This window comes from Methanosarcina sp. KYL-1 (genome assembly GCF_024372725.1).
Taxonomy (GTDB): domain Archaea; phylum Halobacteriota; class Methanosarcinia; order Methanosarcinales; family Methanosarcinaceae; genus Methanosarcina.
Genome location: NZ_VOUA01000064.1, coordinates 1 through 1,360, shown reverse-complemented (window position 1 = coordinate 1,360; position 1,360 = coordinate 1). Strand labels below are relative to the sequence as shown.

Annotated in this window: 1 pseudogene; it reads right to left on the bottom strand. The window is 37.3% G+C overall.

Features of this window, described 5'->3' with window-relative positions:
• Window positions 1-1,283, bottom strand: a pseudogene (locus FTO70_RS17895) (IS4 family transposase); the annotation flags it as partial.
• Window positions 1,284-1,360 lie beyond the last annotated feature (77 nt).

Sequence of the window (1,360 nt, the reverse complement as noted above, 5' to 3'; positions counted from 1 at the left end):
CTTTCTCTATTTACATGTGGATCCAATGCTTGACTTTCGTATACATTCATCACTGTTTCAAAAGTTCTTTCAATTCCACATCTATGTAGAATCCCTGTCAATAAATTTGATGCATTTTCAGCAAATATTATGCTCCATCTCTCCTGAGTATATCGAACCATCTTTTCAGGATGAGCAGTATTATTCTTTACAATAGAATAGATTCTTCTGCTAACGATTAAAGTCAACATTGCTGTCCAGATTAGAGCTTCAATTACCTGTTCATTCTTTGTATCCAGAACGTCAAGCGCGTATTTGCTTTTTAATTCCTTGAAAAGCAGCTCTATGTCCCATCTTGCCCCATATAATTTTGCAATTTCTTTTGCATCTAAAACATTTTTCTGAATGTTTGTTATATATATGTGGTAGTTTTCTTCTTCATGGTTATATATTGCAACAAGACGTAAGTTCATCTCATCTTGTTTTTGCTTGCCTTTATATTATCTCCTTTTAAATGTTATTTTCACAACAGCATCAAGATCTTTTCCTGAAAGTTGCTTAATGCACTCACTAACATGTTTTCCAGCGAACTCTTTGCTTTTTGTCTTCGAAAGTCCCTCTTCAACAGAAACAACAATGGGATCCATATTCTTCTTAATTCTTGAGACAAAATATCCCCCATTTTCCGCAACTCTTGCAAACATTTGATTTTTGTAAAATCCAAGATCAACAAGAAGAATACGGTCTTTGATCCATGGGCCTATTTTCAATGTTTTTATCTCGGCTGTTTTTTCAGAGTACAAAGCAACGGTTTTAGGTCCGTTAGCAACTGCACTTACCATAACTCCAACTTTAACTCCTGCAGCTACATTTCTTGCTCTTGCTGCTGGAAATTTGTCTGCTAAAGAGGAGTGAAGACGAACAATTGTGCTGTCCTGAATGATAACATCCTGAAAGTTTTCGAGTTTCTTGCTAAGCTTCCTACCAGGTTCTTTTGCAAGCTCTTCTATGCCGTGAATAACACACTGATGAAGAAACTCAACAAGTTCTGGAGTGAATCGATAGTACCAGCTGCTGTCGCTTATGGTCTTACTTGCTTCTTTTTCATATTCTCTTTTCAAACTGGCAAGTGTACGCTGCAAGCGTACACCAAAACCAAGAGTTAAAACCCAAAAGATGACGACAGGATCAATTTTACGTTCACGTATTATAAGACCAGTTTCTTTGGCAGTTTACCTTAGCCACTCTTCGGGAAACATTTCCCGAAGAGAGTCTTCGAGAGTAGATTGGGGATGAGGCGACATAGACGTACTATTATTAAGTTTGTTAATATAAAAACACACACCGGGATGCTTGTCTAACGCTTAACCGATGACGCATG